The sequence below is a fragment of the Pseudomonas sp. KCJK9016 genome (assembly GCF_046231795.1).
Taxonomy (GTDB): domain Bacteria; phylum Pseudomonadota; class Gammaproteobacteria; order Pseudomonadales; family Pseudomonadaceae; genus Aquipseudomonas; species Aquipseudomonas bananamidigenes.
This window is the reverse complement of record NZ_JBJJMM010000020.1, coordinates 56,881-79,777: the sequence shown is the minus strand read 5'-3', so window position 1 is coordinate 79,777 and position 22,897 is coordinate 56,881. Positions and strand designations below refer to the sequence as shown.

The following is a 22,897-nucleotide window of genomic DNA, read 5'->3' as shown; positions in this document are numbered from 1 at the left end:
GCTTATTCTTCGCTGGTGTGCACTTTGCGGTGCAGGATCGCCTGGAACTCATCGGCGAAGGTGTAGTAGCGGCCCAGCAGGGTTTCGCTGCGGGCAGAGAAACGGTTGTAAGCGATAACGGCCGGGATCGCGGCGAACAGGCCGATCGCGGTAGCGACCAGGGCCTCGGCAATACCCGGAGCCACTGTGGCGAGAGTGGCCTGTTGTGCACTGGCCAGGCCGCGGAAGGAGTTCATGATCCCCCAGACGGTACCGAACAGACCGATATACGGGCTGACCGAACCGACGGTGGCCAGGAACGGCAGGCTTTGCTCGAGTTTTTCTTCCTCGCGGGAGATGGCCACGCGCATGGCACGGGCCACGCCTTCCATCACCGCTTCAGGATCGACACCCGGCTGCTGGCGCAGACGCGAGAACTCCTTGAAACCGGCACGGAAGATCTGCTCCACGCCCGAGTCCGGATCCGGGTTGCTGCCGGCCTGACGGTAGAGTTTGGACAGGTCGATACCCGACCAGAAGCGCTCCTCGAAGCTCTCCAGGGCACGTCGACCGGCGCGCAGCAGATTGCTGCGCTGAAAGATCATGATCCATGAGGTCACCGATGCGGCCACCAGGGTCAACATTACCAACTGCACCACGATGCTGGCATTGCTGACCAGGCTCCACATGGAGGAATGGTCGACGACGTTAGCTTCCACGCTTTATCTCCTGCTTCAAGTGTGTACCCGTGCCGACCGCCTCGGCGAAAGCCGTACGCAGGTCTTCGGGAAGGGCCCGGGGTTTCAAACTGTTAGTGCGCACACAGGCCACCAGAAACTGCCCCTCACAGAGCAGCGCATTATCCGTTGCCCGCCTGACCTGCTGTCGAAAGCGCAGGCTGGCACGGTTCAATTCGATTACATCAGCGCTTACCAGCAGTTCGTCGTCCAGTCGCGCCGGCGCGTGATAACGCGCTTCGCTGGAATGCACGACGAACAACAGATCCTCACCTGCCAGCGCCGACTGGGCAAAGCCCAGCTCCCGGAGCCGCTCGGTTCGAGCCCGTTCCATAAACTTGAGGTAATTAACGTAATACACGATGCCGCCCGCATCGGTGTCCTCGTAATAAACGCGACAACGATGTGCGAACGGCTCAAGCCCGTTTTGCGCGCGCATACTCTAGTGCTTACTCCTCGGGTTGCCAATCCGGCCAGGCAACTGTTTTTCATTGTTCAAAGGCTTTACCGCAAAAGTACCGTCCTGAGACAGTACAAACGCTGAATAAATCGCCAATAAATGTGTATCAATCGTCCAAGGCATCGAGAAACTCGTCTGCCACGGGTGTTTCGCCCATTCGTGACGGAATGTTTAAACCAAAATGCAAATACGCATGCCGGGTCACCACCCTGCCTCGCGGCGTGCGCATGATGTAGCCCTGCTGAATCAGATACGGCTCCAGCACATCCTCGATGGTATGGCGCTCCTCGCTGATCGCAGCGGCCAGACTATCAATACCGACCGGCCCGCCATCGAACTTCTCGATCATGGTCAACAGCAGACGCCGGTCCTGATGATCGAAACCGTGCTCATCGACATCCAGCAGGTTGAGTGCCAGGTCGGCAACGGACTTGGTGATATGCCCCTTGGCCCGGACTTCTGCAAAATCCCGCACCCGACGCAGCAGTCGATTGGCGATTCGCGGCGTGCCTCGGGCACGACGGGCGACCTCGAAAGAACCTTCAGGATCCAGCGGCAAACCGAGGATGTTCGCCGAGCGGCTGACAATCGTCGCCAGATCCGCAGTGCTGTAAAACTCAAGACGCTGGACAATCCCGAAACGGTCGCGCAACGGGTTGGTCAGCATCCCCGCCCGCGTCGTCGCACCGACCAGGGTGAACGGCGGAAGATCAAGCTTGATCGAACGTGCCGCCGGCCCTTCACCGATCATGATGTCGAGCTGAAAATCCTCCATCGCCGGGTACAGCACTTCTTCCACGATCGGCGACAGACGATGGATTTCATCGATGAACAGCACGTCGTGAGGCTCGAGATTGGTCAGCAGCGCCGCCAGATCGCCCGGCCGTTCGAGTACCGGCCCCGAAGTGCTCTTGATCGATACGCCCATTTCCTGGGCAATGATATTGGCCAGAGTGGTCTTGCCCAGCCCCGGCGGACCGAAGATCAGGGTGTGGTCGAGGGATTCGCCACGACCCCGGGCGGCCTGGATAAATAGTTCCATCTGCTCGCGCACGGTCGGCTGGCCGATGTACTCGGCCAGGCTGACGGGACGTATCGCCCGATCCTGGACTTCTTCGCGCTCACGCGGACTGTGCGTGGCGGCGATCAGACGATCAGCTTCAATCACTTAAATCATTCCCTTCAGGGCGCGTCGGATCATGTCTTCGCTGCTCAAGCCTTTCTCCTTGATCGCGGAAATCGCCTTGCTGGCTTCCTGCGGCTTGTAGCCCAGGGAAATCAGCGCGCTGACTGCGTCGTTCTCGGCGGTATTGACCGGCGCCGGGCCGTCCGGCTGGTTCGGCACCAGCGCAAACATGGCCGGCGAGGTTTCCCAGGCCTTGAAGCGGTCCTTAAGCTCCACCAGCAAGCGCTCGGCGGTTTTCTTGCCCACGCCCGGCACCTTGGTCAGCGCCGAGGTGTCCTGGGACTGCACGCAACGGATCAGCTCGTCGACCTCCAGGCTGGACATCAAGGCCAGCGCCAGCTTCGGCCCAACACCATTGAGACGGATCAGCTCGCGAAAAAAGTCTCGCTCGCGCTTGCCGGCAAAACCATAGAGTAACTGCGCGTCTTCGCGCACGACCAAATGGGTGTGCAAGGTCAGCGGTTCACCGACCGACGGCAGGCGATACAGGGTAGTCATGGGCACTTCCAGCTCATACCCGAGGCCGTTTACATCCAGAATCAGATGCGGCGGCTGTTTTTCAGCGAGGGTGCCCCGCAAGCGTCCAATCACGTTTCAGATCCTTGAGCGTTGGCCAGCCGTGGGCTGGCGACTGTCGAAAAGCGGTTTTCGGGCCGACGACCCAGGCACGAGATCCGCCTTCCGTAAATTTGACTGCTGATGCTATCAGAGACGCAGGCGACCGCCACGACTGCGTGCGGTGCCCAGGCCATGAGGCAGCAGGCTGGACCGGGTGTGTGCATGACAAATGGCGATTGCCAGGGCATCCGAGGCATCGATCTGCGGTTTGCTGGTCAGCTTCAACATATGCATGACCATCATCTGCACCTGCTCCTTGTTTGCAGCACCAGTGCCTACCACCGCTTGCTTGACCTGGGTCGCCGTGTACTCGGCGATCTCCAGACTCTCTTCAGCGCCAGCAACAATGGCGGCTCCCCGCGCTTGCCCCAGTTTCAGTGCGGAATCGGCGTTTTTCGCCATGAACACCTTTTCGATACCCATGGTCACCGGTCCGTAGGTCTGGATGATCTCCCGCACGCCGCGATAGACGATCTGCAGACGCTCGTGCAACTCGCCGGCACCGGTGCGAATGCAGCCGGAAGCCACGTAGACGCAACCACGTCCGGTATCGCGTACAACGCCATATCCGGTGATGCGCGAACCGGGGTCGATACCAAGAATTAAAGTCATAAGCCTGCAGGTTCGAAAAAACACAAAACAAATGTGGGAGCTGGCTTGCCAGCGATGACGGAGTGTCAGGCCCCATCATTGCCTGATGTGCCGACGCCATCGCTGGCAAGCCAGCTCCCACATTGAAGACTAGCCGCTATCAGCCGAGCTGAGCCGCCACGTCTTCCGGAATGTCCGCGTTGGAATAGACGTTCTGCACGTCATCCAGATCCTCGAGCATGTCGATCAGCTTGAGCACCTTCTCCGCACCTTCCAGATCCAGCTCGGCGCTGGTGGTCGGCTGCATGACGATTTCCGCGTCATCACCCTTGAAGCCCGCCGCTTCCAACGCATTGCGTACCGCGTAGAAGCTGCTGAACGAGGTGAACACGTCGATCGAGCCGTCTTCATGCGCAACCACATCGTCGGCATCGGCTTCCAGCGCTGCTTCGGTCAGGGAGTCTTCATCAACACCCGGCGCGAAGCTGATCTGCCCCTTGCGTTCGAACAGATAGGCCACAGAACCGTCAGTCCCGAGGTTGCCGCCACATTTGCTGAACGCATGGCGCACGGCCGCGGCAGTGCGGTTGCGGTTGTCGGTCATGCACTCGACCATCACCGCCACGCCGCCCGGGCCGTAACCTTCGTAGGTCAGCTCTTCAACGTTGTCCGCTTCGGTCGCACCGGCACCACGGGCCACCGCACGATCGATGATGTCACGACTCATGTTGGCGCCCAGCGCCTTGTCCAGGGCCAGTCGCAGACGTGGGTTGGAGCCCGGATCGCCGCCGCCCTGACGGGCCGCGACGGTCAGTTCACGAATCCACTTGGTGAAGATCTTGCCTCTCTTGGCATCCTGACGTTCTTTGCGGTGCTTGATGTTCGCCCACTTGGAATGACCTGCCATAACTCGCTCCGAATTCTCTTTGAAACCTTACCCGCTTGGCACATTGCGCAGCCGGCAAACAAAAAATCTCGACCCGTTCCTTGCAGAAAGAAAAAAGGCGCATCCGAAGATGCGCCTTCAGGCCCGTCTTACTCAGCCTTTGGCGTTTCGCGCAAACGAATGTGCAATTCGCGCAGTGCCTTGGCATCCACGACACCCGGTGCCTGCGTCATCACGTCGGCGGCACTCTGGGTTTTCGGGAAGGCGATCACTTCACGGATCGACTGGGCACCGGTCATCAGCATCACCAGACGGTCCAGACCGAAGGCCAGACCACCGTGTGGCGGCGCACCGTATTTCAGGGCATCGAGCAGGAAGCCGAACTTCTCTTCCTGTTCCGCTTCGTTGATACCCAGCAGACGGAATACCGCCTGTTGCATCTCTTTGCGGTGGATACGGATCGAACCGCCACCCAGCTCGGTGCCGTTCAGAACCATGTCGTAGGCACGGGACAGCGCGCCAGCCGGGTTGGCTTCGAGCTCTTCCGGGGTGCACTTCGGCGCCGTGAACGGGTGGTGCAAGGCGGAGAAGCTGCCGTCATCGTTCTCTTCGAACATCGGGAAGTCGACGACCCACATCGGTGCCCATTCGCAGGTCAGCAGCTTCAGGTCGTGACCGAGCTTGATGCGCAGCGCGCCCAGGGCTTCGCTGACGATCTTGGCCTTGTCGGCGCCGAAGAACACGATATCGCCGTCGACTGCGCCAACGCGATCGAGGATCACGTTCAGGTTGGCTTCCGGGATGTTTTTCACGATCGGCGACTGCAGGCCTTCAACACCGGCAGCACGCTCGTTGACCTTGATGTACGCCAGGCCCTTGGCACCGTAGATGCCGACGAACTTGGTGTAGTCGTCGATCTGCTTGCGCGGCATGCTCGCTCCGCCTGGCACGCGCAGTGCGGCGATACGGCATTTCGGGTCGTTGGCAGGGCCGCTGAAGACCTTGAAATCGACTTCTTTCAATTGGTCGGCAACGTCCACCAGCTCCAGCGGGTTACGCAGGTCCGGCTTGTCGGAACCGTAACGGCGCATGGCTTCTTCGAACGTCATGTGCGGGAATTCGCCGAACTCCAGATCCAGCACTTCCTTGAACAGGTTGCGGATCATGCCTTCGGTCAGGCCCATGATGTCTTTTTCGTCGAGGAAACTGGTCTCGATGTCGATCTGGGTGAATTCAGGCTGACGGTCGGCACGCAGGTCTTCGTCGCGGAAGCACTTGGCGATCTGGTAGTAACGGTCGAAACCGGCCACCATCAGCAGCTGCTTGAACAGCTGTGGCGATTGCGGCAGGGCGAAGAACGAACCGGCGTGAGTACGGCTCGGCACGAGGTAGTCGCGCGCGCCTTCCGGAGTCGCACGGGTCAGGATCGGCGTTTCCACGTCGAGGAAGCCGTTCTCGTCGAGGTAGCGACGGATGCTGGTGGTCATGCGCGAACGCAGACGCAGCTTCTCGGCCATTTCCGGACGACGCAGGTCGAGGAAGCGGTAGCGCAGACGGGTTTCTTCGCCGACGTCCGAGTATTCGTTCAGCGGGAACGGAGGCGTTTCAGCCTCGTTCAACACTTCCAGCTCGTAACCCAGCACTTCGATTGCACCCGAAGCCATGTTGGCATTGACGGCACCGGCCGGACGCAGACGCACCTTGCCGGTGATCTTCACGACGTATTCGCTGCGAACGCGGTCGGCGGCGGCGAAGCTTTCGGCGCGATCCGGATCGAATACCACCTGGGCCAGACCGTCACGATCACGGATATCGAGGAAAATCACCCCGCCGTGGTCGCGGCGACGGTGAACCCATCCGCAAAGGGTAATTTCCTGGCCTTCCAGGCTTTCGTTCAGTTGGCCGCAATAATGGCTGCGCATCATGGTAGTGGTTTCGCTTCTCGTAATTCGAAATTCGGTGGAGATCCGCCGCACTCAGATTCCGTGCGACCGGTGGATGCTCTCGCGTGTCGTTGGACCCGGGCCTCAACCCTAGTCGGATTTGTCGCCACCGGCCAGATTCTTCTTCGCGCCGGTCTTGAAATCGGTTTCGTACCAACCGCTGCCGCTTAGACGAAAGCCTGGCATGGACAGCTGTTTCCTGAGTTCTGGTGCCTGACAGGCAGGGCAATCGACCAGCGGTGCGTCACTGATCTTTTGAATGGCTTCCAACTGATGACCACAGGAAGCACATTGGTAATCGTACATCGGCATGGAGTTGTCTCGGCGATCAGATTGCCAGCTCCCGCAGGGCGGTGTGGCGAAAGAGCGGGATTATATCCATTAAATGCGGCCTGTGCAGCCGGAAGACTGCACAGGCCGCCCCCTCATCGACAACTCCCGGTTGTCGCCGAGGCATCCCGCAGGCCGTGGACGACACAGACCACCCGCACAAGGCCGCTGAAGTTCTTGACCCCGCCGTGGCGCAGATGCACTTCGCGATCCACACGGGACAACAGCGTCCCGACCGAACAACTGTTGTTCTCGGCCATGCGGCCCAGAATATTCCAGTAAACCTGCTCCAGCCGCATGCAGGTCGCAAAACCGTTCAATCGCACCGAACGGGCCAGCGGCCGGATCAATGTCATATCGAACTCTTCAAGAAGCGGCGGCTGCCCCCTCTCCTGTCGCAAACCCATGACGAGGCCATCTCGCCTCTCTCCATCTTCCATGTCGTTGACACTCCTTTGCCATCGCTGCCTCTTGTCGAGGCAACATCCTGTCAACTCATTAAATGCGCAGGGGCAACGGCATATCCAGACGACTTTTTGTCCGTCCGCGTAGGATAAGCCAACACAGTAGGGAGGATCATGGAGCGGCAGATCGCCTTCCGAATTTCTTACGTCATTGGATGCCTTTTCACGTTTCAAAAAAGGCGCACGCCCCACAACTTGTGTCCGTGCGCCTGCGCGATCAGGCTTCGAGCAACGCCCTGAGCATCCAGGCGGTTTTCTCGTGAACCTGCATGCGCTGAGTCAGAAGATCAGCCGTAGGTTCGTCACTGACCTTGTCCAGCAGCGGAAAAATGCCGCGAGCGGTTCGGGTGACCGCTTCCTGGCCTTCGACCAGCTGCCTGATCATGTCTTCGGCACTCGGCACGCCCACTTCTTCCTTAATAGAAGAAAGACGCGCATAAGTCGCATAGGCGCCTGGTGCGGGGAAACCCAGTGCACGGATGCGCTCGGCTATCGAGTCCACGGCCAGGGCCAGTTCGTTGTATTGCTCTTCGAACATCAGGTGCAGGGTGCGGAACATCGGTCCGGTGACGTTCCAGTGGAAGTTGTGGGTTTTCAGATACAGCACATAGGTGTCCGACAGCAGGCGCGACAACCCTTCGACGATGGATTTGCGATCCTCTTCACTGATACCGATATCGATTGCCATGTTTACCCCCTGAGGCGATTGAGTTCATCCAGCAGATGCCGTTTCACTGTAGCAAGGGCACCCTCGCCCCGCAGCCCCCGTATCGAGCCCATAGAGGCGACAAATCGCCCCACGCACGCCGCTGGCCGGGGTGATTTGAGTCGTTACGGGCTTTGCTGTTAAATAGGCAGTGTGTCGCTACGCCCCGTTTTCCGGGCGTTGCGCATAGGCTGATGCCGGGCACGTGTCCAACGCCTCTTATTGTTTCGAAGCGAACCGTGCGCCTTCAGCTCTTCCTTGTGAGCCGTCATAACGTGAGTCAATAAAATGTTGAAAATCGTCCACCTGCTGATGGGCGCAGCGGCGTTGCTGCTGTCGTTCATACCCAGCTTGAAATCCGAAGCCGTTCCTTACCTGCAACAACCCGATGCACTTTACCTGGCCTTTTTCGGCCTGCTGAACCTGGTCATTGCTCCGGTGATCCCTAACTGGAACAAAGGCCCGCGCCAGCATCTGCAAAATCTGGTCAGCGCCCTTCTGGTTCTGACCGTCGTACTGCAAACCCTGACCCTGATCGCACCGATGCCGGTCATCGCCGGTCAGCCTGCGGTTCTGTTCAGCCTGGCAATCGCTCTGGTTGCCGTGGTACTGCACCTGGCCGTCAGTTTCTACAAGTCCTCCCCGGCTGCCGCTCCAACCAGCTACGACATGAGCAACCGCGATACCGGCACCGTCAAGTGGTTCAACACCTCCAAGGGCTTCGGCTTTATCTCCCGGGACTCCGGCGATGATATTTTCGTGCACTTTCGCGCCATCCGCGGCGAAGGGCACCGCGTTCTGGTCGAAGGCCAGCGCGTGGAGTTCTCGGTGATGAACCGTGACAAAGGCCTGCAGGCCGAAGACGTGATCGCCGCCCTGCCGCGTCGCTGATCCACAACAAAAAAACCGCGAACAGCCCGGCTGCTCGCGGTTTTTTATCGTCCTGAAGAAGCTGAAACTCAATAGTGCGGAGGCGGCGCATCTTCCTCGAAGGAGCCGATCTGACCAACCATCTCCTCCTGACGCTTGAGCACTGCGGCCATCTGCAATTGCAGACGCTCAACCACGCGCTGCTGCTCCACCAGCACATCGTTCAACGCCTGAATGGTGTCGTCCTGAAACGCCAGGCGACTTTCCAGATCGGTAACACGTTGTTCCAGGCTCATGATTCAGCCCTCCAGAAACTTGAAATCTTCATCCAGCACCAGGCGCAGGCGTTCACGAATCGCCGCCACCTGTTCTGCGCTGTAAGGCTTGGCCGGATGCTTGCCCCAGACCGGTGCTGGCCATGCGGCATCGTCACGCTTGCGCACAATTACATGCATATGCAATTGACTGACGACGTTACCCAGGGTGGCAACGTTCATCTTGTCGGCATCGAACGAATCCTTGAGCACTTCGGCCAGCGCGGTGGTTTCCTGCCACAGACGCTGCTGGTCGGCGACATCCAACTGAAACAACTCGCTGATATCGTCGCGACGAGGCACTAGGATGAACCAAGGGTAGTTGGCGTCATTGGACAGCAGCAATCGGCAGAGCGGGAAATCGCCGATGGTCAGGCTGTCCTGTTGAAGTCGTGGATCTAAAGCAAACACTGCATGCACTCCCGGCTGATCGGCATTATTCAGCTTAGCGGGCCTCCTGCGGGGACGGCGCACCAAGCGACAGGACGGCAGCATACCTTTGATTGCCCGGCCCTTCACGGCGAAACGGTGCCCCGACATGGAACATTTCCGGCGATTGCGCACCAGCACGAGACCGTTCAGGACGTGCAACCTGCCGGAATGACCGCAGCGCGCTCCCGTGTTCAGGCTCATGACAGGACCCAAGTGTTTGAATTCAGCACAGCCGGAAAAAATTTTTGCACCAAAACCGTACAGCGCGTCTACGCTCAATGGCTTGAGTATCCGCCAAATACTCACTGACAGGGTGAACCGGTAACGTTTTTGATTGTCGCGGGCTGAAACACCTGCGATAGCACCAAGCAACAGGGAGGCGTCAACCCCCGTCAACTGCGTGCCAGAAACCCCGGTTTTACAAGGTTTTTACAGAGACAGGCGGGTGCGAAAGAAAATAACCGCATCGATTCTGCGGTTTGTGCACGCTTGTTGCATTCATACTCAAATGGGCCATGAGTACTCCACGGGAAGTGGACACTCAAGACCCCAGAAAAACAGTGGCAGGGTTGCCCGATGGAGATTCAAGTGTTTTGCCAGGGACTCTTTTTTACCGATGCAGAAAGGCTCCGAAACAGCGATAAAGTTGTCAGCCCGGCTGCATGGGTACTGTGAATTTGCGACATCGACCCAGTCATTTGCGACAGCGTCGTAAAGAACATGAAAGGTTGTAGGCGCAAGTATCGCCAACATGGTCGGCGTGATATAAGTTTGCGCCGACACAAAAAGAAAGAGCCGCCCAGATAATAAAACAGGTGGGACGGCAGTACTCTTCTAAAACCAAAGGAGCAAATCACGATGCGCGTGATGAAGTGGAGCATGATCGCACTGGCCGTTACAGCAGCCAGTTCCCAGTTGGCTACGGCCGCGCCTTTTGTAAGTGACCAGGCAGAAGCCAAAGGTTTTGTTGAAGACGCGAAACTGACCGAGACGCTGAAGAACTACTACTTCAACCGGGACAACAAGAACGGCGGCCACGACCAGAAAGACTGGACCCAGGGCTTCCTCGGCAACTTCACTTCCGGTTACACCCAAGGCACCGTAGGCGTCGGTATCGATGCATTCGGTTACCTGGCTGTAAAACTGGACGGTGGTGACGGTACTAGCGGTACCGGTAACATGAGCCGCAGCAATGCTGTCAAAGCCAACGGTTACGCCCATGACGTCAACGACAGCCAGGGCAAGGCCGGCGCTGCCATCAAGTTCCGCATTTCCAAGACCGAGCTGAAAATCGGCGACCAGCAGCCAACCACGGCTCCAGTGTTCGCTATCGGCGGTTCCCGTATCCTTCCGCAAACTGCCAGCGGCTTCCAGCTGCAGAGCAGCGAAATCAAGGACCTCGACCTGGAAGCCGGCCACTTCTACTCGGCCACCAGCCAGGACAAGAACGCCCGTGAAGGCGGCCTCTACGCCACTTACGCTGGCGTCGAAGCCAAAAGCATCGACTACTTCGGCGGCAAATACGGCATCACCGACAACCTGACCGCATCGTTGTACGGCGCCAAGCTCGAAGACATCTGGAACCAGTACTACGCCAACGTGAACCTCACCACGCCGTTCGGTGGTGACACTTCGCTGAACACTGACTTCAACATCTACCGCACCACCGACACCGGCAGCGCCAAAGCAGGTGACATCAGCAACACCACATTCTCCCTGGCGACCGCTCTGTCGTTCCTGAAGGCACACACCTTCACCCTGGCCTTCCAGAAGGTCAACGGCGACACCCCGTTCGACTACATCGGCGTGGGCAAAAACAACCGTGGTGGCGACTCGATCTTCCTCGCCAACTCCATCCAGTACTCCGACTTCAACGGTGCAGGCGAGAAATCCCTGCAAGCCCGTTACGACCTGAAAATGGCCGAGTACGGCGTTCCTGGCCTGAGCTTCATGGTTCGTTACGTCAAGGGCTGGGACATCGACGGCACCCACACTCCAGCGGGTAGCGCTTATACCGGCCTCTATGGTGAAGACGGCAAACACCACGAAACCAACTTTGAAGCCAAGTACGTGGTTCAAAGCGGTCCGGCCAAAGACCTGTCCTTCCGCATTCGTCAAGCCTGGCACGTTGCCAACGCTGATGAAGGCGAAGGCGACGTCAAAGAGTTCCGTCTGATCACCGAGTACCCACTGAACATCCTGTAATCGTCAGTGGTTAGTTTGGTTGAATGAAAAAGGCCCATCTTCGGATGGGCCTTTTTTGTTATCTGTCACTTGTAATAACTGCCTGACCAACAAGTCAGGCAATTAATTAGCAACCTATCATTGCACCGCTGTTTCCTGAACCACACGAATCACTCGCTGTGGAAACGGAATATCGATACCGGCCGCCTTTAAACGATCACGGGACTGTTCGTTAAACATGAACATCACATCCCAGTAGTCTGCGGTTTTAACCCACACACGCAGAGAAACAGTGATCGAACTGTCACCCAGTGTCGAAATAACGGCCTGCGGTGCAGGATCCTGCAGAACGCGATCATCCTTGGCCAGATCCAGCAGCACCTGACGGGCCTTTTGCAGATCGGCTTCGTAATCGACACCCACATCGAACACAACCTTGCGGGTCGGCTGACGGTTGGTGTTGGTGATGATGCCGTTCGACAGATTGCCGTTCGGGACGATGATGGTCTTGTTGTCACCGGTGCGCAGCACCGTGTGGAAAATCTGGATACTGTCGACAGTACCCGCCACGCCCTGCGCTTCGATCCAGTCACCGATACGGAACGGACGGAACAGCAGAATCAGCACGCCGCCGGCGAAGTTCGCCAGGCTGCCCTGCAACGCCAGACCGATGGCCAGGCCCGCCGCACCGATCGCCGCGACGAACGAGGTGGTCTCCACACCGATCATCGACGCGACGCTGACGATCAGCAGCACCTTGAGCACGATATTGGCCAGGCTGCTGATGAAACCTTGCAGGGCCAGATCGGCATTGCGCAGGGCCAGCAGGCCGCCCAGCTTTTGCGTGACCTTGTTGATCAGCCACCAGCCGATGGCCAGGGTAATCACCGCCAGCAGCACACGGCTGCCGTACTCCATGATCATCGGAATCCACGCCTGGGACACCTTGACCAGGTTGTCCACCTCAGCATTCAAATCCATCTTTTATCTCCTGATTTCCGGCTACCCGGGCTATGAAAGATCAACGGCAGAAAGACCGAGCCCCTTGAGGCTCAATCGTTTCTGCCGTTGCTTGGCCCTCGGACGCTGAAAACGCCGAGAGGTTCCCGACCGAGGTGGCTCAATCGCGGAAGTTGTTGAACTGAAGTGGCATGCCGAACTCCTTGGCACGCAGTGCTGCAATGGCTTCCTGCAGATCGTCACGCTTCTTGCCGGTCACGCGCACCTGCTCGCCTTGAATGGCGGCCTGCACCTTGAGCTTGGCGTCCTTGATATGAGCGACGATCTTTTTCGCCAGCTCCTTGTCGATGCCCTCCCGAAGTACGGCATCCTGCTTCATCACCTTGCCCGATGCATAAGCGTCCTTGACCTCGAGGCACTGCACATCGATCTTGCGCTTGACCAGTGCCAGCTTGAGGATTTCGATCATCGCCTCCAGCTGAAACTCGGCTTCGGCGGTCAGGTTGACGGTCAGTTCCTTTTCCTTGTACTCGTAGCTGCCCTTGCCTTTCAGGTCATAACGACGATCGAGATCCTTCGCGGCGTTCTCGACCGCGTTGGTGAGCTCGTGTTTGTCCAGTTCGGATACCACGTCGAACGACGGCATGTAATCTCTCCAATAAAAAGGCGCGCTCGTTCAGGACGCGGCGCGCTTGGCTTGCGGTTAAAATCGGGCTCATTATAACGGGTCTTTACCCACCGACACGGCGAGCCTTGCATGCCTGTACCTTACCGAGTGAAAAACTGATGTCCACCCCCTGGCACATCCTCGGCGCCGGAAGTCTCGGCACCCTCTGGGCCACACGTCTGGCCCGGGCCGGATTGCCGGTGCGGCTGATCCTGCGCGACATCGACCGCCTGCATGACTATGCGACCGCTGGCGGGCTGACTCTCGTCGAACAAGGCATCGCCAGCACTTACGTCATCCCTGGCGAAACCCCGGACAGCCCCGAACCGATCCGCCGCCTGCTGGTGGCCTGCAAGGCCTACGACGCCGAAAATGCCGTGGCCGCCGTGGCTCATCGACTGGCGCCGGACGCCGAACTGATTCTTCTACAGAACGGCCTCGGCAGCCAGGAAGCCGTCGCAGCACTCGTGCCGCAGGTACGCTGCATCAGCGCATCGAGCACCGAAGGTGCATTTCGCGACGGTGACTGGCGCGTGGTCTTCGCCGGCCACGGCTACACCTGGCTCGGTGATGCCGGCCATCCTGTGGCACCGATCTGGCTCGACGATCTGGAGGCTGCAAAAATCCCCCACGAATGGAGCGCCGACATTCTCACCCGACTGTGGCGAAAACTGGCGCTCAATTGTGCGATCAATCCTCTGACCGTGTTACACGACTGCCGCAATGGCGGTTTGCAGCAGCATCACTGCGAAGTCGCCACCCTGTGTGCCGAACTGACCGAACTGCTGGAACGTTGCGGTCAGCCTGCGGCGGCCGACAACTTGCAACAGGAAGTCGAGCGGGTGATTAATGCCACCGCGGCCAACTTCTCTTCCATGTATCAGGACGTGGCCAACAGACGCCGCACCGAAATCAGTTACCTGTTGGGCCATGCCTGCAGAGTTGCGCAACGCCATCAAATCGGCCTGCCGCATCTGCAACAATTGCAGCAACGGCTGACAGCCCATCTGCACAGTCTCGGATTGCCCGTCGACTGAGCAGCGGCTACGCTGCCCACTTGTTCCTTTGCAGCGATAAAACTGATGCCATTGCGCCAGCGCCTCGAAAACCTGCCGGTCGGCCAGAAACTGCTGGCCGCCCTGCTGGTGCTGTTGACCACCGTATTACTGGTCGCCAATCTGACTTTCATCAGCGCGGCCTATTACATTTCCCAGGAAAGCATGGCACCCCAGGCGCTGCAGACCATCGGCCGCCTGGTCGCGAACCCGAGCCTGATCGCCGAAGCCCTGCAATCACCGCAAAGCGCCGAACGCCTGCTCAAGGAGCTCGACAGCTACTCGCCGCTACGCGCCGCCGCGCTGTACGACGGCAAGGGCGAGCGCATCGCTCAGGTGCAGCGCGGCGACAAGCTCAACCTGCCGGAACGCTACCGGCACATCGAAGCCTGGCAGCTCACCGAGTTTCGCAGCAATCAACTGATCACCCTGCCCCGCCCCGGCACTGCGCCAGGTCATCTGTTGCTGGTGGCCAGCAGCGAATTGCCGATGGCGTTCTACACCGGCACCCTGACCGCAAGCCTGGGGATCCTGATTTTCAGCGTGCTGCTGTGGCTGGTGATCGCCCGACAGATCAAACGCCTGATTACCCGGCCGATCCATGAACTCGAAGAACTCTCCCGTCAGGTAACCCGCGAAGAGAACTACTCCCTGCGCGCCTCCCGTGGCAACCACGACGAAATCGGCAGCCTGGCCGAGGCCTTCAACACCATGCTTTCGCGCATCGAGGCCCGGGAACAGCAGCTCAAGCGTGCCCGCGACGACTCGCAGGCGGCCTACGATCAGGCGCAAGGCCTGGCCGAAGAAACCCGCCACACCAATCGCAAACTGGAACTGGAAGTCCAGGTGCGCAGCAAGATCGAGAAGAAGCTCACAGGCTTTCAGAACTACCTCAACAGCATCATCGACTCCATGCCTTCGGCGCTGATCGCCCTCGACGAACAGCTCTACGTCACACAGTGGAACCAGGAGGCCAGCGCCCTCTCCGGTACGCGGCTGGACGAAGCGTTGAACCAGCCGATCTTCCTCGCCTTCGAACCGCTCAAGCCGTTTCTGCCGCAACTCAAGCAAACGGTGGAAGAACACACCGTGGCGAAGATCGAGCGGGTGACCTGGCTCAAGGACGACGAACCCAAGCACTACGCCCTGACCTTCTACCCGCTGATGGGTGGCGCCGGGCGTGGCGTGGTGATCCGGATCGACGACATCACCCAGCGTCTGTCCCTGGAAGAAATGATGGTGCAGTCGGAAAAAATGCTTTCGGTCGGCGGCCTCGCCGCCGGCATGGCCCACGAAATCAATAATCCGCTGGGCGCGATCCTGCATAACGTACAAAACATTCGCCGGCGCCTGTCGCCGGACCTGCCGAAGAACCTCGAACAGGCCGAACACCTGGGGATCGAGCTGGAGACCGTGAACCGCTACCTGCAAGCCCGGGAAGTCCCGCAACTGCTCGACGGCATCCAGCAGGCCGGCGCCCGGGCGGCGAAGATCGTCACTCACATGCTCAGTTTCAGCCGTCGCAGCACGCGACAGATGGCGCCGTGCGACCTGCCGGCCCTGATCGATCAAGCGGTGGAGATCGCCGGCAACGACTTCGATCTGGCCATCGGCTTCGACTTCAAGGGCCAGGCGATCATCCGCCAGTTCGATCCGGCACTCGGGCCGGTGCCGGGCACCGCCAACGAACTCGAACAGGTACTGCTCAATCTGCTGAAAAACGCTGCGCAAGCGATCCACCAGCGCGCAGACGATAGCGAACCGGGGCGGATCATCCTGCGTACCCGGCTCAATCCACCCTGGGCCGAGATTCAGGTCGAGGACAACGGCATCGGCATGAGCGAGAACGTGCGCAAACGCACGTTCGAACCGTTCTTCACCACCAAGGAAATCGGCCAGGGCACCGGCCTCGGGCTGTCGGTGTCGTACTTCATCATCACCAACAATCACAAGGGGCAGATGGAAGTGCAGTCCACACCGGGGCAAGGCACTTGCTTCACCCTGCGCCTGCCGCTTGCACAACCGGCGCCCATCGCTGCCGAAACCACCCCACTACCGAGGTAAACCATGGGCTATCGCTTGTCGAAGATCTACACCCGCACCGGCGACAAAGGCGAGACCGGCCTCGGCGATGGTCGCCGCGTGCCCAAGGATCACCCGCGCATCGAAGCCATTGGCGAAGTCGACACCCTGAACAGTCAGGTCGGCGTACTGCTGGCCGGCTTGATCGCCGAACGCGAGACCTGCCCCGGGCTGAATGAGTTGATCGACGTGTTGGCGCCCTGCCAGCACCGATTGTTCGATCTCGGTGGCGAGCTGGCGATGCCGGAATACCAGGCCTTGAATGCAGCAGAAATCCACAGGCTGGAAGCGGCCATCGATGTATGGAACGAAGAATTGGGGCCGCTGGAGAATTTCATCCTGCCCGGCGGCTCGATGCTGATTGCCCAGGCCCATGTCTGCCGCAGCCTGGCGCGCAGTGCCGAGCGGCGTTGTCAGCATTTGAATGCCATTGAACCGTTGGCCGGGGTGGGCCTGGCTTATATCAATCGCTTGTCGGATCTGTTTTTTGTGGCGGCGAGGCTGATTGCACGGCGCCAGGGTGTTGCCGAGATTCTGTGGCAGCCGGCGAGCAAGCCTTCAGATCAATAACGACTGTCAGGACGCCTTCGCGAGCTGGCTCGCTCTCACAAAGAAAATGCATTCCTGTAATTGGCATGCAATCAAATGTGGGAGCGAGCCTGCTCGCGAAAGGGCCAGTTGCATCAATGCTTCATCAAGCTTCCGGCCAGAACGCCCGAATCCCCGCCACACCCTGAGCCCCCGCACTCCAAGCTTTTTCGCGCTCGTTCGGTCCGACTCCGCCCAACAGGAATACCGGTTTGCTGAAACCTTCGATCAATGTCGAAGCCTGCTCCCAGCCCAGCGGCTGTGCGTCCGGGTGAGTCAGGGTCGGTTGCACCGGCGACAGGGTGACGAAATCCACGCCCATTTGCTCGGCCAGCGCCAGTTCTTCAGCACTGTGACAAGACGCCGCCAACCAGCGCTCCGCCGGCAGCGGCCGCCCGGCGACGGCGTACTTGCGCAACTGCGCCGAAGTGATGTGCCACCCGGCGGACGGAAAATCCCCGAGCCACTCGAACGGTCCCTTGATCATCAACTGCGCCTTGCCGGCACACAGACCGACCGCGTCCACCGCCAGGTCGCGGTACTTCGGGTCATAACCATTGGGCGCACGTAGCTGGATCAGCTTGATCCCACCGGCAATCGCCTTCTGGATGCCGCGCAGCAAGGCCGGGGCTTCCAGGTCTTCCGGGGTGATCAGGTATTGGGCAGGCAGGCGCGCCGCCGCCACGATGGGCTGGTTGGCGGCCGGGAATTCGTAGTTCGTCAGTTCCTTCGCCGAAACCCAGGCCAGCGGCTGGCCTTCGGCGCCGTGAGGCTCGCCGGTGAAACTCGAAACCTCCCAGACATCCAGCAACACCTGTTTGTCCGGGTAATCGTGACGAACCTTGATCAACGGGCGGGCGGCGCCGACGACTATGCCCAACTCTTCCTGCAGCTCACGGGCCAGCGCAGTCTGAACCGACTCGTCGGCCTCGACCTTGCCACCGGGGAATTCCCACAGACCACCCTGGTGCTGAGTATCGGCACGACGGGCGATAAGGATTTTGCCGCTGTCGTCACGAATGACGGCGGCAGCGACGTGTACGCGTTTCACGACTGCAATTCCTCCAGTCCGGCCTTTTGCCAGGCCTTGAAGGCCGGCCATTGGTAGACGGTTTCAACATAGGCTTCATCTTCGGCCGGCAGCTTCACCCGATAGGTCCGCAGGCGCACGGCAATCGGCGCGAAGAACGCATCGGCCAGCGACACGCGACCAAACAGGAACGGCCCCTCTTCGGTCGCCGCCGCACGGCACTCGGCCCACAGCGCGAGCATGCGCTCGACATCGACTTTCACCTCCGGCGGTACCGGATTGAGCGGTGCGTCATGGCTCAGGTTGAATGGCATGTGATTGCGCATGGCGAAGAAACCGCTGTGCATCTGCGCGCAGGCAGAACGCGCCTGGGCGCGGGCCGCGATATCGGTTGGCCAGAGTTGTTCGGATGGATACTGCTCGGCCAGGTATTCGGCAATCGCCAGAGAGTCGGCGATGGTGCCTCGAGCGGTTTTCAGCAGCGGCACCTTGGCGGTCGGCGAATGCTTGAGCAGCCGCTCGCGGGTGTCGGGCTTGCCGAGCTTGATCAGTTCTTCGGTGTAGGGCGCGCCGGTCAGTTCAAGCGCCAGTGCCGCACGCAGGGACCAGGAGGAAAGCAGTTTGTCGCCAATGATCAGGTGAAGGCTCATGTTCGGGTCCTTTCATGGGACAGCAGAAAAGGGAGGTCCGCGGACCTCCCTCTTTAGCAGGGATCAGGTGCGGTATTCGGCGTTGATCTTCACGTATTCGTGGGACAGGTCGGTGGTCCAGATGGTTTCGCTGCAATCGCCGCGACCCAGTTCGATACGGATGGTGATTTCTTCCTGCTGCATCACCGCCGCACCCTGGGCTTCAGTGTAGGTCGCCGCACGGGCACCACGGCTGGCGATGCACACGTCGCCGAGGAACACGTCGATCTTGCTCACGTCCAGATCCGGCACGCCGGCACGGCCGACAGCGGCGAGGATCCGGCCCCAGTTCGGGTCGGACGCAAACAGGGCAGTCTTGATCAGCGGCGAGTGGGCCACGGTGTAGCCGACGTCCAGGCATTCCTGGTGATTGCCGCCGCCATTGACTTCAACGGTCACGAACTTGGTCGCGCCTTCGCCGTCACGCACGATGGCCTGGGCCACGTCCATGCATACCTCGAACACCGCCTGTTTCAGCTTGGCGAACAGCTCGCCTTCGGCCCGGGTGATTTCCGGCAGTGCAGCCTTGCCGGTGGCGATCAGCATGCAGCAGTCGTTGGTCGAGGTGTCGCCGTCGATGGTGATGCGGTTGAACGACTTGTTGGCGCCGTCCAGCATCAGGTTATGCAGCACGTCGCGGGAGACTTTGGCGTCGGTGGCGATGTAGCCGAGCATGGTCGCCATGTTCGGACGGATCATGCCCGCGCCCTTGCTGATGCCGGTGACGGTAATGGTCACGCCGTCATGCTGGAACTGGCGGCTGGCACCCTTTGGCAACGTGTCGGTGGTCATGATGCCGGTGGCGGCGGCTTCCCAGTTGTTTTCCGACAGATCGTCCAGTGCAGCCTGCAAGGCGCCTTCGATCTTTTCGACCGGCAGCGGCTCGCCGATCACGCCCGTGGAGTACGGCAGGATCTGGCTGGCATCCACACCGGTCAGTTCGGCCAGTTTCGCGGTGGTGCGCTCGGCGGCGGCCAGACCCGGCTCGCCGGTGCCGGCGTTGGCGTTGCCGGTGTTGGTCAGCAGGTAGCGCACAGCGTTCTGCACACGTTTTTTGGCCAGGATCACCGGCGCCGCGCAGAAAGCGTTCAACGTGAACACGCCCGCCACGGTAGAACCTTCGGCGCAGCGCATCACCACGACATCCTTGCGCCCGGGGCGCTTGATACCGGCCGAAGCGATACCGAGTTCAAAACCGGCAACCGGGTGCAACGTTGGCAAAGGACCAAGACCAACAGCCATGAATGCGCTCCTTACTCAATGATGTCAGCACCGCCAGACGTATTGACGGTGGTGTAAATGGCAAAACGCCGCGACGGCTGATGCCGGTCGCGGCGCGGGTATTTCAGCGATTGAAACGGGGTTTACTGGATCTGCCCGTGGCAATGCTTGAATTTCTTGCCCGAACCGCAGTAGCACAGTTCGTTGCGGCCCAGCTTCTGCTCGTTGCGAACCGGCGCGGCGGCCAGGGCCACATCGACCTCTTCACCGCTGACGGCTTCCGACTGCTCCAGACCTGGCGCCTCGGCGTGTTCGAACTGCATGCGAGCGGCCAGTGCTTCGGCTTCCTGACGCAGGCGCGCCTCTTCCTCGGCCGGATCTTCGCGGCGCACCTGAACGTGCGACAGCACACGAATGGAGTCGCGCTTGATGGAATCCAGCAGCTCGGAGAACAGCGTGAAGGACTCGCGCTTGTATTCCTGCTTCGGGTTCTTCTGCGCATAACCGCGCAGGTGGATGCCGTGACGCAGGTGATCCATGGTCGACAGGTGGTCTTTCCACAGGTCGTCCAGCACGCGCAGCACGATCTGTTTCTCGAAGGTGCGCAGTGCGTCGGCACCGGCCTGGTCTTCCTTCTCGTTGTACGCGGCGACCAGCTCGTTCATAAGCTTCTCGCGCAGGGTTTCCTCGTACAGGTGATCGTCTTCGTCGAGCCATTGCTGAATCGGCAGTTTCACGCCGAAGTCGCTGGCAATCGCGGCTTCCAGACCGGCCACGTCCCACTGCTCCGGCAGCGATTGCGGCGGAATGTGAGCGCTGACGGTGGCGTTCAGTACGTCCTGGCGGAAGTCGGCAATGGTTTCGCCAATGTTGTCGGCGGCCAGCAACGTGTTGCGCATGTGATAGATCACTTTACGCTGCTCGTTGTTGACGTCGTCGAACTCCAGCAGTTGTTTACGAATGTCGAAGTTGCGGCCTTCAACCTTGCGCTGGGCCTTTTCGATGGCGTTGGTCACCATGCGATGCTCGATCGCTTCGCCAGGCTGCATGCCCAGGGCCTTCATGAAGTTCTTCACCCGGTCGGAGGCGAAGATGCGCATCAGGCTGTCTTCCAGCGACAGGTAGAAGCGGCTGGAACCAGCATCGCCCTGACGGCCGGCACGGCCACGCAGCTGGTTGTCGATACGACGGGATTCGTGACGCTCGGACGCGATCACCTGCAGGCCGCCGGACTCCAGCACTTGCTGGTGGCGTTTCTGCCAGTCGGCCTTGATCTGGGCGATCTGCTCAGGGGTCGGGTTTTCCAGCGAAGCCACTTCCACTTCCCAGTTGCCGCCCAACAGGATGTCGGTACCACGACCGGCCATGTTGGTGGCGATGGTCAGGGCACCCGGACGGCCGGCCTGGGCAATGATCTCGGCTTCCTTTTCGTGGAACTTGGCGTTCAGGACCTTGTGTTCGATGCCTTCCTTCACGAGCAACGCGGACATGTGCTCGGAAGTTTCGATGGTCGCCGTCCCCACCAGCACCGGACGGCCGGCGGCCATGCTTTCCTTGATGTCATTGACGATCGCCGCGTATTTCTCTTCGGCGGTCAGGAACACCAGGTCGTTGTAGTCCTTGCGGGCCAACGGCTTGTTGGTCGGGATGACGACGACCTGCAGACCATAGATCTGATGGAATTCGAACGCTTCGGTGTCGGCCGTACCGGTCATCCCGGACAGCTTGGTGTACAGACGGAAGTAGTTCTGGAACGTGGTCGAAGCCAGGGTCTGGCTTTCAGCCTGGATGTTCAGGTTTTCCTTGGCTTCGATGGCCTGGTGCAGGCCTTCGGACAGACGACGACCCGGCATGGTACGGCCGGTGTGTTCGTCGACCAGAACGACCTGGCCGTCCTGCACGATGTATTCGACGTTGCGGTTGAACAGTTTGTGCGCGCGCAGGCCGGCATAGACGTGGGTCAGCAGGCTCAGGTTGTGCGCCGAGTACAGGCTCTCGCCCTCGGCCAACAGGCCGATGCTGGTCAGCTGGTCTTCGATGAACTGGTGACCGGCTTCGTTGAGTTCGACCTGACGGGTCTTCTCGTCGACGGTGAAATGGCCTTCCTGGGTGACTTCGCCTTCGACTTCTTCAACGTGCAGCTTGAGTTTCGGGATCAATTTGTTGATCTCGATGTACAGCTTCGAGCTGTCCTCGGCCTGACCGGAAATGATCAGCGGCGTACGCGCCTCGTCGATGAGGATGGAGTCGACTTCGTCGATCACGGCAAAGTTGAGTTCACGCTGGAATTTCTCTTCCATGCTGAACGCCATGTTGTCGCGCAGATAGTCGAACCCGAATTCGTTGTTGGTGCCGTAGGTAATGTCGGCGGCGTAGGCGGCGCGTTTCTCCTCCGGCGGCTGGAACGGCGTCACGATGCCGACGCTCAGGCCAAGGAACTCATACAGCGGACGCATCCAGTTGGCGTCACGGCGGGCCAGGTAGTCGTTCACGGTCACAACGTGCACGCCCTTGCCGGACAGCGCGTTGAGGTAAACCCCCAGGGTACCCACCAGCGTCTTGCCTTCACCGGTGCGCATTTCGGCGATCTTGCCTTCATGCAGGGTCATGCCGCCGATCAGCTGGACGTCGAAGTGGCGCATGCCCATGACGCGTTTGCCGGCTTCGCGGGCGACCGCGAAGGCTTCGGGCAACAGCTTGTCGAGGGTCTCCCCCTTGGCGATGCGGTCCTTGAACTCTGCGGTCTTGGCGCGCAGTTGATCGTCCGAGAGGGCGACCATCTTCTCTTCGAAGGCATTGACGAGCTGCACCGTCTTGAGCATGCGTTTGACTTCACGCTCGTTCTTGCTTCCAAAAAGTTTCTTTAACAAAGGCGCAAACATATCGGCAGGATCTTCCACACTAA

General features: G+C 59.8%; 23 protein-coding genes. 5 read left to right on the top strand and 18 right to left on the bottom strand.

Annotated elements, in window-relative coordinates; genetic code table 11:
* Positions 1–2: 2 nt before the first annotated feature.
* The 10 genes from tolQ to ACK6BI_RS19680 all read right to left on the bottom strand — a co-directional run bounded on the left by tolQ (position 3) and on the right by ACK6BI_RS19680 (position 7,882).
* The gene (gene tolQ, locus ACK6BI_RS19725; RefSeq protein WP_065258522.1) at positions 3–698 is read right to left on the bottom strand and encodes a protein TolQ; all 696 of its coding nucleotides are present in this window, start codon (positions 696–698) and stop codon (positions 3–5) included.
* The gene (gene ybgC / locus ACK6BI_RS19720) at positions 688–1,155 is read right to left on the bottom strand and encodes a tol-pal system-associated acyl-CoA thioesterase (RefSeq protein WP_409318383.1); all 468 of its coding nucleotides are present in this window, start codon (positions 1,153–1,155) and stop codon (positions 688–690) included. Before ybgC ends, tolQ begins: the two co-directional genes overlap by 11 nt.
* 127 nt (positions 1,156–1,282) lie before the next feature.
* Complete coding sequence (ruvB, locus tag ACK6BI_RS19715; RefSeq protein ID WP_065258524.1) at positions 1,283–2,344, bottom strand: Holliday junction branch migration DNA helicase RuvB; 1,062 nt, start codon at positions 2,342–2,344, stop codon at positions 1,283–1,285.
* Complete coding sequence (gene ruvA, locus ACK6BI_RS19710; protein WP_007951205.1) at positions 2,345–2,953, bottom strand: Holliday junction branch migration protein RuvA; 609 nt, start codon at positions 2,951–2,953, stop codon at positions 2,345–2,347. It abuts the gene before it with no gap.
* A 114-nt stretch (positions 2,954–3,067) separates the two neighbouring features.
* Positions 3,068–3,592, bottom strand: coding sequence for a crossover junction endodeoxyribonuclease RuvC (ruvC, locus tag ACK6BI_RS19705; protein ID WP_065258525.1), 525 nt, complete (start codon positions 3,590–3,592; stop codon positions 3,068–3,070).
* A 139-nt stretch (positions 3,593–3,731) separates the two neighbouring features.
* The gene (locus ACK6BI_RS19700; RefSeq protein WP_409318382.1) at positions 3,732–4,478 is read right to left on the bottom strand and encodes a YebC/PmpR family DNA-binding transcriptional regulator; all 747 of its coding nucleotides are present in this window, start codon (positions 4,476–4,478) and stop codon (positions 3,732–3,734) included.
* 128 nt (positions 4,479–4,606) lie between these two features.
* Positions 4,607–6,382 carry an aspartate--tRNA ligase gene (aspS, locus tag ACK6BI_RS19695; protein ID WP_065258527.1) on the bottom strand — a complete coding sequence of 592 codons (1,776 nt, stop codon included), beginning with the start codon at positions 6,380–6,382 and terminating at the stop codon, positions 4,607–4,609.
* A 108-nt stretch (positions 6,383–6,490) separates the two neighbouring features.
* Positions 6,491–6,712 (bottom strand): FmdB family zinc ribbon protein, encoded by a 222-nt coding sequence (locus ACK6BI_RS19690; protein ID WP_065258528.1) that lies wholly within the window; start codon positions 6,710–6,712, stop codon positions 6,491–6,493.
* 113 nt (positions 6,713–6,825) lie between these two features.
* Positions 6,826–7,170, bottom strand: coding sequence for a ribbon-helix-helix domain-containing protein (locus tag ACK6BI_RS19685; RefSeq protein ID WP_409318381.1), 345 nt, complete (start codon positions 7,168–7,170; stop codon positions 6,826–6,828).
* 241 nt (positions 7,171–7,411) lie between these two features.
* Positions 7,412–7,882 (bottom strand): Dps family protein, encoded by a 471-nt coding sequence (locus tag ACK6BI_RS19680; protein ID WP_065258530.1) that lies wholly within the window; start codon positions 7,880–7,882, stop codon positions 7,412–7,414.
* 306 nt (positions 7,883–8,188) lie between these two features.
* On the opposite strand from ACK6BI_RS19680, the gene ACK6BI_RS19675 reads away from it, so the two are divergent.
* Positions 8,189–8,791, top strand: coding sequence for a cold shock domain-containing protein membrane protein (locus tag ACK6BI_RS19675; RefSeq protein WP_409318380.1), 603 nt, complete (start codon positions 8,189–8,191; stop codon positions 8,789–8,791).
* A 68-nt stretch (positions 8,792–8,859) separates the two neighbouring features.
* Here the strand turns inward: ACK6BI_RS19675 and ACK6BI_RS19670 are convergent, their stop codons facing one another.
* Positions 8,860–9,066: a SlyX family protein gene (locus tag ACK6BI_RS19670; protein ID WP_065258532.1), complete on the bottom strand. Its 207-nt coding sequence runs from the start codon at positions 9,064–9,066 to the stop codon at positions 8,860–8,862.
* A gap of 3 nt (positions 9,067–9,069) precedes the next feature.
* The gene (locus tag ACK6BI_RS19665) at positions 9,070–9,495 is read right to left on the bottom strand and encodes an HIT family protein (protein WP_409318406.1); all 426 of its coding nucleotides are present in this window, start codon (positions 9,493–9,495) and stop codon (positions 9,070–9,072) included.
* 879 nt (positions 9,496–10,374) lie between these two features.
* On the opposite strand from ACK6BI_RS19665, the gene ACK6BI_RS19660 reads away from it, so the two are divergent.
* Positions 10,375–11,721, top strand: a complete 1,347-nt coding sequence (locus ACK6BI_RS19660; protein ID WP_409318379.1) for an OprD family porin — start codon at positions 10,375–10,377, stop codon at positions 11,719–11,721.
* Between the two features lie 117 nt (positions 11,722–11,838).
* On the opposite strand, the gene ACK6BI_RS19655 is transcribed toward ACK6BI_RS19660, so the two are convergent.
* Both ACK6BI_RS19655 and ACK6BI_RS19650 read right to left on the bottom strand, forming a co-directional pair.
* Entirely contained in the window at positions 11,839–12,681 is an 843-nt protein-coding gene (locus tag ACK6BI_RS19655; protein ID WP_065258534.1) for a mechanosensitive ion channel family protein, read from the bottom strand.
* Positions 12,682–12,820: 139 nt separating this feature from the next.
* Positions 12,821–13,306, bottom strand: coding sequence for a YajQ family cyclic di-GMP-binding protein (locus tag ACK6BI_RS19650; RefSeq protein WP_065258535.1), 486 nt, complete (start codon positions 13,304–13,306; stop codon positions 12,821–12,823).
* A 140-nt stretch (positions 13,307–13,446) separates the two neighbouring features.
* Here ACK6BI_RS19650 and ACK6BI_RS19645 point away from each other — a divergent pair, with 140 nt between their 5' ends.
* From ACK6BI_RS19645 to ACK6BI_RS19635, 3 genes are read left to right on the top strand one after another with little or no spacing between them, the layout of a single operon-like run.
* The gene (locus ACK6BI_RS19645) at positions 13,447–14,364 is read left to right on the top strand and encodes a putative 2-dehydropantoate 2-reductase (protein ID WP_409318378.1); all 918 of its coding nucleotides are present in this window, start codon (positions 13,447–13,449) and stop codon (positions 14,362–14,364) included.
* Positions 14,365–14,409: 45 nt separating this feature from the next.
* On the top strand, positions 14,410–16,446 hold the full coding sequence (locus ACK6BI_RS19640) for an ATP-binding protein (protein ID WP_409318377.1): 2,037 nt from the start codon (positions 14,410–14,412) through the stop codon (positions 16,444–16,446).
* Positions 16,447–16,449: 3 nt separating this feature from the next.
* Complete coding sequence (locus ACK6BI_RS19635; protein ID WP_409318376.1) at positions 16,450–17,034, top strand: cob(I)yrinic acid a,c-diamide adenosyltransferase; 585 nt, start codon at positions 16,450–16,452, stop codon at positions 17,032–17,034.
* Between the two features lie 124 nt (positions 17,035–17,158).
* Here ACK6BI_RS19635 and ACK6BI_RS19630 read toward each other — a convergent pair whose 3' ends face one another.
* The 4 genes from ACK6BI_RS19630 to secA all read right to left on the bottom strand — a co-directional run bounded on the left by ACK6BI_RS19630 (position 17,159) and on the right by secA (position 22,874).
* The gene (locus tag ACK6BI_RS19630; protein WP_409318375.1) at positions 17,159–18,103 is read right to left on the bottom strand and encodes a Nudix family hydrolase; all 945 of its coding nucleotides are present in this window, start codon (positions 18,101–18,103) and stop codon (positions 17,159–17,161) included.
* Positions 18,100–18,732 carry a glutathione S-transferase family protein gene (locus ACK6BI_RS19625; protein WP_409318374.1) on the bottom strand — a complete coding sequence of 211 codons (633 nt, stop codon included), beginning with the start codon at positions 18,730–18,732 and terminating at the stop codon, positions 18,100–18,102. The genes ACK6BI_RS19630 and ACK6BI_RS19625 overlap by 4 nt, the downstream gene beginning before the upstream one ends.
* A 63-nt stretch (positions 18,733–18,795) precedes the next feature.
* The gene (gene argJ / locus ACK6BI_RS19620) at positions 18,796–20,013 is read right to left on the bottom strand and encodes a bifunctional glutamate N-acetyltransferase/amino-acid acetyltransferase ArgJ (protein ID WP_409318373.1); all 1,218 of its coding nucleotides are present in this window, start codon (positions 20,011–20,013) and stop codon (positions 18,796–18,798) included.
* Positions 20,014–20,135: 122 nt separating this feature from the next.
* A complete protein-coding gene (gene secA / locus ACK6BI_RS19615; RefSeq protein ID WP_409318372.1) occupies positions 20,136–22,874 on the bottom strand; it encodes a preprotein translocase subunit SecA in 2,739 nt (912 codons plus the stop codon).
* Positions 22,875–22,897 lie beyond the last annotated feature (23 nt).

What these genes read in the sequence shown, in the direction of transcription:
- ybgC (WP_409318383.1), bottom strand. Translation starts at nt 1,155, where the DNA reads ATGCGCGCGCAAAACGGGCTTGAGCCGTTCGCACATCGTTGTCGCGTT.
- ruvC (WP_065258525.1), bottom strand. Translation starts at nt 3,592, where the DNA reads ATGACTTTAATTCTTGGTATCGACCCCGGTTCGCGCATCACCGGATAT.
- ACK6BI_RS19700 (WP_409318382.1), bottom strand. Translation starts at nt 4,478, where the DNA reads ATGGCAGGTCATTCCAAGTGGGCGAACATCAAGCACCGCAAAGAACGT.
- aspS (WP_065258527.1), bottom strand. Translation starts at nt 6,382, where the DNA reads ATGATGCGCAGCCATTATTGCGGCCAACTGAACGAAAGCCTGGAAGGC.
- ACK6BI_RS19690 (WP_065258528.1), bottom strand. Translation starts at nt 6,712, where the DNA reads ATGCCGATGTACGATTACCAATGTGCTTCCTGTGGTCATCAGTTGGAA.
- ACK6BI_RS19685 (WP_409318381.1), bottom strand. Translation starts at nt 7,170, where the DNA reads ATGGAAGATGGAGAGAGGCGAGATGGCCTCGTCATGGGTTTGCGACAG.
- ACK6BI_RS19680 (WP_065258530.1), bottom strand. Translation starts at nt 7,882, where the DNA reads ATGGCAATCGATATCGGTATCAGTGAAGAGGATCGCAAATCCATCGTC.
- ACK6BI_RS19675 (WP_409318380.1), top strand. Translation starts at nt 8,189, where the DNA reads ATGTTGAAAATCGTCCACCTGCTGATGGGCGCAGCGGCGTTGCTGCTG.
- ACK6BI_RS19670 (WP_065258532.1), bottom strand. Translation starts at nt 9,066, where the DNA reads ATGAGCCTGGAACAACGTGTTACCGATCTGGAAAGTCGCCTGGCGTTT.
- ACK6BI_RS19660 (WP_409318379.1), top strand. Translation starts at nt 10,375, where the DNA reads ATGCGCGTGATGAAGTGGAGCATGATCGCACTGGCCGTTACAGCAGCC.
- ACK6BI_RS19655 (WP_065258534.1), bottom strand. Translation starts at nt 12,681, where the DNA reads ATGGATTTGAATGCTGAGGTGGACAACCTGGTCAAGGTGTCCCAGGCG.
- ACK6BI_RS19650 (WP_065258535.1), bottom strand. Translation starts at nt 13,306, where the DNA reads ATGCCGTCGTTCGACGTGGTATCCGAACTGGACAAACACGAGCTCACC.
- ACK6BI_RS19645 (WP_409318378.1), top strand. Translation starts at nt 13,447, where the DNA reads ATGTCCACCCCCTGGCACATCCTCGGCGCCGGAAGTCTCGGCACCCTC.
- ACK6BI_RS19640 (WP_409318377.1), top strand. Translation starts at nt 14,410, where the DNA reads ATGCCATTGCGCCAGCGCCTCGAAAACCTGCCGGTCGGCCAGAAACTG.
- ACK6BI_RS19635 (WP_409318376.1), top strand. Translation starts at nt 16,450, where the DNA reads ATGGGCTATCGCTTGTCGAAGATCTACACCCGCACCGGCGACAAAGGC.
- ACK6BI_RS19625 (WP_409318374.1), bottom strand. Translation starts at nt 18,732, where the DNA reads ATGAGCCTTCACCTGATCATTGGCGACAAACTGCTTTCCTCCTGGTCC.
- argJ (WP_409318373.1), bottom strand. Translation starts at nt 20,013, where the DNA reads ATGGCTGTTGGTCTTGGTCCTTTGCCAACGTTGCACCCGGTTGCCGGT.
- secA (WP_409318372.1), bottom strand. Translation starts at nt 22,874, where the DNA reads ATGTTTGCGCCTTTGTTAAAGAAACTTTTTGGAAGCAAGAACGAGCGT.